Below are 6,217 nucleotides of genomic sequence, written 5' to 3'. Positions count from 1 at the left end.
GGCCTTCACCATGGGCAACGCCTGGCAGTTCTTCATGGGCTACCGCTTCGCCATCTTCAACTACGCCACCCAGTCCCTGGGCGGCGCGGTCACCGTCAACCGCTTCGACCTCACCACCCCCTGAGACAGCGACGCCGGCCGGACCCCTTGCGGGGTCCGGCCGGCGTGCTGTTGTTCCATGGGACGGCCAGGGTAAGCGAGGTGGGGGAGCGCGGCTTCCCGGGCGTTCACCCCTCCAGGCGGTAGACCCGTGTCGCCGTGGTCCGGAAGACGGCCTCGTGGTCGGCGGCCGTCAGCCCGGCGTCGGTGAGCAGCGCCGAGACGGTCTCGCTCCAGAGGGGCAGGGAGCCTGCGAGGAGACAGACGGGCCAGTCCGAGCCGAACATGAGACGGCGCGGACCGAACGCGTCGAGCGCCACGTCGACGTACGGGCGCAGCGCGGCGGCGTCCCAGTCGTCCCCCGCCTCGGTGATCAGACCGGAGAGTTTGGCCGTCACGTTGGGCTCCGCGGCGAGCTCACCGATGAGGCCCGCCCAGGGGTCGAGCTCCCCGGACGCGATCGGCGGTTTCGCGAGGTGGTCCAGGACGAAGGTCAGCTCGGGCACGGCGCGTACGGTCTCGATCGCGGCCGGCAGCTGGTGCGGCAGGACGAGCAGGTCGTAGACGAGCCCGGCGGCCGCGACCTGCCGCAGCCCCCGGCGTACGTCGTTGCGGGCCAGCCAGCGCGGGTCGGACTCGCCCTGCACCAGGTGGCGGATCCCGCGCAGCAGCGCGCCACCGGGCGAGGCGGCCAGGGCGGCGAGCTCGTCGGCGAGGTCGGGCCAGGTCAGATCGGCCCATCCCACCACACCCGCGACCGTCCGTGACCCCGCCGCCAGCGCCAGGAACTCGCGCGTCTCCTCGGCGTCGGGCAGCACCTGCACGAGCACGGAGCGGCCGATGCCCGTCCCGGCCGTGGCGGAGGCGTAGTCGGAGAGGGCGAAGTCGCGGTGGATGGGAGCCATCTCCGGGGGGTCCAGCCACGTCTGCGGGCGCCGGGAGAGGTCCCACAGGTGGTGGTGGGCGTCGACGCGGGTCGCCGCCGCAGTCACCACCGCAGTCACAGGGGGAGCCGCCGGGGAAGCGGCGGGGGGAGTCACAGGGGGAGTCACATCGGAAGTCACAGCGCGTCGAAAGCCTCTCGTGCCAGTTCCCTCAACGGTTTGCCGGTTGCCTCGGCCAGCGCGGCCAGGTCGTCGTACTCGGGTTTGACCCCCCACGGCCCGTGTTTCATGCGGACGTCCCGGCCGTGCAGGCGTACGGTCTCGAAGTGCCGGGGCAGGGCGACCTTCTCCACCACGCCGCGCCGCAGGCCCAGGCTTCCCGTCTCGGCGAAGACCAGGTCCTGCAGGCGGTCGGCCAGCTCGGGGGCCGTGAGGACGTGCAGGACGTGCGCGGGGCGCCCCTTCTTCATGACGGCGGGCGTGATCCAGGCGTCCGCGGCGCCCGCCGCGAGGGCACGCTCGACGACGTGCCCGAGGACCTCCCCGGTCACGTCGTCGAGGTTCGTCGACAGAACGATCTGCGTGCCTTCCCCGGCCACCGGCTCGCCGAGCATGGCCACGGTCACGTTGGGCCGGTCGGGCAGCACGCGGCCGCCCGCGCCGTACCCGGTGGCACGCAGGGCCATCTCCGGAGCCGGGCCGTACGCCGTGCCCACGGCGCGCAGCAGGGCCGCGCCGGTCGGCGTGACCGCCTCTCCCGCCTCTCCGCCCCGCACCCGCGCTCCCTTCAGCAGCGCGAGCGTGGCGGGGGCCGGGACGGGCAGCACGCCGTGGCGGGTGTGCACCGTGCCGCCGCCCAGCGGCAGCGGCGCGGAGTGCACGCGCGTCACCCGGAGATCACGCAGCGCCGCCGCGCATCCGACGATGTCGATCAGGGTGTCGTGCCCGCCGAGCTCGTGCAGGTGGACGTCGGCGGGCGGCACGCCGTGCAGCGCGCCCTCCACCTCCGCGATCGCGGTGAGCGCCGCCTCCGCCACGGGCAGGCCGGTGCGGGCCGCCATCGTGATCAGCTGCGCGGCCGGGCGCTCGGTGGCGTCGTCGTCGACCTCGATCCGCACGCGGGTGGCGGTCAGCGCCCCGGTGCGCACCCGCTCGGCGTCGAGCCGCCAGCCGGTGAGCCCGGTCGCGGCGACCGCCTGCCGTACCGCGTCGAGCGAGGCCCCGGCGTCGAGCAGCGCGCCGAGCAGCATGTCGCCCGCGAGCCCGGTGAAGGGGTTGAGGTAGACGATCATCGGTACGCTCCGGTCGTCGTGTCCGCCGTCCGCGGACTCTCCTCGCCCGCCGGACCCGTCTGCGGCCGGGACGCCCTCCTCGTGAGGCGGTAGGCCGCGAGGGCGGCGCCGAAGCCGGAGTCGATGTTCACCACGGTCAGCCCGGCGGCGCAGGAGGTCAGCATGGCCAGCAGGGCCGTCACGCCCTCGAGCGCGGCGCCGTATCCGGTGGAGGTGGGCACCGCGATCACCGGCGTCTCGACGAGACCGCCGACGACGCTGGCCAGCGCGCCCTCCATGCCGGCGATGACGATCACGCTGTCGGCCGCGCGCAGGTCGTCCGCGGCGGCGAGCACGCGGTGCAGACCGGCCACTCCGACGTCCCTGACCATGACGGTCCGCAGGCCGAGCGCGGAGGCGACGGCCGCCGCCTCCGCCGCGACGGGGCCGTCCGCCGTCCCCGCCGTGACCACGGCCACGGTGTGCTCGACCGGCTGGGCCGGCCGCCAGACCAGCAGCCGGGCGTCCGGGTCGTACGCGCCGCCGGAGACGAGCGCGCCCACCGCGGCGGCCGTGCCGGGTTCGACCCGCGTCACCAGGACAGGGCCGGTGTTGCGGCCGAGCAGAGCGGTGACGATCCCGGCGATCTCGCTCACCCGCTTGCCCGGGCCGTACACGATCTCGGGCAGCCCCTGGCGCGCCTCGCGGCCGAGATCCACGCGGGCGTAGCCGAGGTCGAACGCCTCGTTCATGCGGGTACGACGTGTCCGGCGGCCGGCAGCGGTCCGGCGCAGGGCCGGTCGCCGCCGGTCGCCATCGCGAAGCGGAGCACGGTCACTCTCCCGCGAGGTAGGGGATCGTCATGGGGCCTTCCGGCAGGACGCAGACCCGTCCGGGCAGGGCGCGGACCGTGGCGGCGATGTCGCCGGTCTGCTCCAGGTGGGCGGCGGCCAGGTCGGCGTCGCCGAGGAACGACGTGTGCATGACCACGCGCGCGTGCCGCTGGATGCGGGCCTGGATCTGGACCTGCCACTGGTCGGGCACGGTCTCGGTGCGGCGGGAGATCTCCTCGAACAGCGCCTCCGGAGAGGCGGCGGAGGTGAGCACGTCGCGGTAGGAGCCGTGGTCGGGGAAGCCGTCCCGGCACTCGGCGGCGCAGACGATGGTCCCGCCGGGCTTGACGACCTGGGCGGCGGCGCTCATGCCCTTCACCGACTGGTACAGGTTCTGGTCGAGCGGGAAGCCCGCGTTCGTCGTCACCACCACGTCGAAGGGCTCGCGGACCGGGCGCATCGCGGCGGCGCGGGCGGCGGCCGTGGCGGCGGCGTGCATCGGCAGCAGGTCGCCGCCGAACGCCTGCACGATCCGCTGTTCGCGGTTGAGCACGACGTCGAGGGCGAAGGTGACGCCGGTGGCGGCGGCGATGGCGCGGACGTCGTCGTGGACGGGGTTGCCCTGGATGACGCCCCAGGTGGCCCGCCGGTCGCCGATGCGGGCCGCGTCGTGCAGGGTGAGCACGGTCTCCAGGGCGGCGAGCCCCGGCGCGACCAGCTTGGGGCCGCCGGAGAACCCGGCGAAGAAGTGCGGCTCGACGAAGCCGGTCGTGATGCGCACGTCGGCGTCGGTCCACTCCCGGTTGAGCCAGACCGGCACGTCCTTGCCGTGGCGGCCCATCCACCTCAGCGACGACGCGTCGCGCGCGTCGTGGTTGACGATCCGTACGGCGTCCACGACCTGGTCGCCGAACATCGCGCGCAGTTCGGCGTCGGTGTTGCCGCGGTGGGTGCCGGTGGCCACCAGGATCACGACGTCGCCCAGGTCGGTGATCCCGTCCAGTTCGGCCAGGATCGCCGGGATCATCAGATGCCGCGGCTGGGGTCTGGTGCCGTCGCAGGCGGAGATCGCCACCGTCTGGCCGGGACGCACCCGCTCACGCAGCGGCGGGCCCGCGACGGGTTCGCGCAGGGCCCGGCGCAGTTCGGCGGCCTCGTCCGTCACGGCGGGCCGGGCGACCGGCGCGATGACCGTGGTCCGGTCGTCCGGCAGGTCCACGACCAGGCCGCCGGCGCCGTAGGCGAGGTCAACCCGCATGGTCCAGGTCCTCCCAGAGCGCGTCCGGGATGTCCGCGGCCGCCAGGGCCAGATCCTCGGTGATCTCCTCCGCGCTGCGCGCGCCGATCAGGACGTTGGCGACGGCCGGGTGGCGGTGGGGGAAGCGCAGGGCCGCCGCCGGCAGCGGCACGCCGTGGGACGCGCAGACGCGTCCAAGCTCGCGCGCCCGCTCCAGCACGGCGGGCGGGGCGGCGTCGTAGTTGAAGGTGGTGCCGCCGGCCAGGATCCCGCTGTTGAACACACCTCCGGCGATCACGGCCACACCCCGCCGCTCGCACTCGGGCAGCAGTTCCTCCGCGGCGGAGCGGTCGAGCAGCGTGTAGCGTCCCGCGACCAACACGGCGTCCAGATCGGTCTCCCGGACGAACCGGGTCAGCATCTCGGCCTGGTTCATCCCGGCGCCGATCGCGCCGATCACTCCCTGGTCGCGCAGCTCGGCCAGCGCCGGAAACGCCTGGCCGGCGGCCTGCTCCCAGTGGTCGTCCGGGTCGTGGATGAACACCAGGTCGAAGCGGTCGAGCCCGGTCCGCGTCAGGCTGTCGTCCAGCGAGCGCAGCACACCCTCGCGGCTGTAGTCCCGCACCCGCACGAAACCGGTCCGCCCGGGGAACCCCTCTTCCTCACCCTGACCGGGCACCAGCAGCCGGCCCACCTTGGTTGAGACCACCGCCTCGGCGGCGGCGTCCCGCGGCAGAGCGCGCAGGAACCGGCCAAGACGCTCTTCGGCCAGCCCGCTGCCATAGTGCGGCGCGGTGTCGAAATAACGGATCCCCGCCTGCCACGCGGCGGCCAGCACCTGCTCGGCCTCATCCTCACTCACCGGCGCGAACAGCCCGCCCAGCGGCGCCGTGCCCAGCCCGTACCGCCCCAGCCTGCCCGCCAGACCGACGGCAGCGGCCGTCACGGGGTCACCGGCCGCAGTCGCAGCCCGGCCATCCCGCCGTCCACCGCCAGCTCGACCCCGGTCGTGGACCCCGCCCGCGGACTGGCCAGATACGCCACCGCATGAGCGACCTCCTCCGGCCTCACCAGGCGGCCGTGCGGCTGGCGGGCGTTCAACGCCGCCCGCTCGGCCACCGGATCGGGCGCCGCGCCCAGCAACCGCCCCACCCACGGGGTGTCCACCGTGCCCGGAGAGACGCAGTTGACCCGGATCCCCTCCCCGACGTGATCAGCCGCCATCGCCCGGGTCAGCGCCAGCACCGCTCCCTTGGACGCCGAATACACCGCCCGCTGCGGCAACCCCGCCGTCGCCGCCACCGAGCAGACGTTGACCACCGCCGCGCACGGCGACTCACGTAAGAACGGCAACGCCGCCCGGGACACCCGGGCGATCCCCACCACGTTCACATCCAGCACGCGCAACCACTCGGCGTCGTCGTTGTCGGCCACCGTGCCCAACGCGCCCACTCCCGCGTTGTTCACCACCACGTCGACCCGGCCGAACCGCTCGGCCACCGCCGTGACCGCCGCACGCACAGACACGTCGTCGCTCACATCGCACACGAACTCGGCGTCCTTCAGATCCAGCACGGCCACCCGGGCACCACGCGCGGTCAACTCCTGCGCGATCGCCCTGCCGATACCCGAAGCCCCGCCCGTGACGATCGCCACCACGCCGTCGAACTCCGCGCCGTCGAATTCCGCGCCGTCGAATTCCGCACCGTGCCCGCCGTGCGGCTCGCCCGGCCCGTTCACGCCCGGTCCGCTCACACCCGGTCCGTTCACACCCGCCTCGCTCACGCCTGGCCCACCCGCTGCCGCTGACGGCCCAGACCCTCGATCTCCAGCTCCACCACATCCCCCTCCCGCAGATACGCCTGCGGGCCACGCCCCAGCGCCACACCCGCC

The 6,217-nt window shown here is 74.2% G+C and carries 6 protein-coding genes; all 6 read right to left on the bottom strand.

Features of this window, described 5'->3' with window-relative positions; all coding sequences use genetic code 11:
* Positions 1 to 227 precede the first annotated feature (227 nt).
* The 6 genes from FLX07_RS35650 to FLX07_RS35625 all read right to left on the bottom strand — a co-directional run bounded on the left by FLX07_RS35650 (position 228) and on the right by FLX07_RS35625 (position 6,109).
* Positions 228 to 1,103 carry an amidohydrolase family protein gene (locus FLX07_RS35650; RefSeq protein ID WP_229689992.1) on the bottom strand — a complete coding sequence of 292 codons (876 nt, stop codon included), beginning with the start codon at positions 1,101 to 1,103 and terminating at the stop codon, positions 228 to 230.
* A gap of 56 nt (positions 1,104 to 1,159) precedes the next feature.
* Entirely contained in the window at positions 1,160 to 2,275 is a 1,116-nt protein-coding gene (larC, locus tag FLX07_RS35645) for a nickel pincer cofactor biosynthesis protein LarC (protein WP_142576368.1), read from the bottom strand.
* Positions 2,272 to 3,006: a nickel pincer cofactor biosynthesis protein LarB gene (gene larB, locus FLX07_RS35640; protein ID WP_142576367.1), complete on the bottom strand. Its 735-nt coding sequence runs from the start codon at positions 3,004 to 3,006 to the stop codon at positions 2,272 to 2,274. The genes larC and larB overlap by 4 nt, the downstream gene beginning before the upstream one ends.
* An 82-nt stretch (positions 3,007 to 3,088) precedes the next feature.
* Positions 3,089 to 4,345 carry a nickel-dependent lactate racemase gene (gene larA, locus FLX07_RS35635; RefSeq protein ID WP_142576365.1) on the bottom strand — a complete coding sequence of 419 codons (1,257 nt, stop codon included), beginning with the start codon at positions 4,343 to 4,345 and terminating at the stop codon, positions 3,089 to 3,091.
* Positions 4,335 to 5,270, bottom strand: a complete 936-nt coding sequence (locus tag FLX07_RS35630) for an aldo/keto reductase (RefSeq protein ID WP_229689993.1) — start codon at positions 5,268 to 5,270, stop codon at positions 4,335 to 4,337. The genes larA and FLX07_RS35630 overlap by 11 nt, the downstream gene beginning before the upstream one ends.
* A complete protein-coding gene (locus FLX07_RS35625; RefSeq protein ID WP_244311177.1) occupies positions 5,267 to 6,109 on the bottom strand; it encodes an SDR family NAD(P)-dependent oxidoreductase in 843 nt (280 codons plus the stop codon). Before FLX07_RS35625 ends, FLX07_RS35630 begins: the two co-directional genes overlap by 4 nt.
* Between the last annotated feature and the right edge of the window lie 108 nt (positions 6,110 to 6,217).

Source organism: Microbispora bryophytorum (genome assembly GCF_006874465.1).
Classification (GTDB): Bacteria; Actinomycetota; Actinomycetes; order Streptosporangiales; family Streptosporangiaceae; genus Microbispora; species Microbispora bryophytorum.
Note: the sequence above shows the minus strand (reverse complement) of the source record. Positions and strands in the feature narration are given on the sequence as shown.

Coding starts and splice junctions, on each gene's coding strand:
- larC (WP_142576368.1), bottom strand. CDS start 2,275: ATGATCGTCTACCTCAACCCCTTCACCGGGCTCGCGGGCGACATGCTG.
- larB (WP_142576367.1), bottom strand. CDS start 3,006: ATGAACGAGGCGTTCGACCTCGGCTACGCCCGCGTGGATCTCGGCCGC.
- larA (WP_142576365.1), bottom strand. CDS start 4,345: ATGCGGGTTGACCTCGCCTACGGCGCCGGCGGCCTGGTCGTGGACCTG.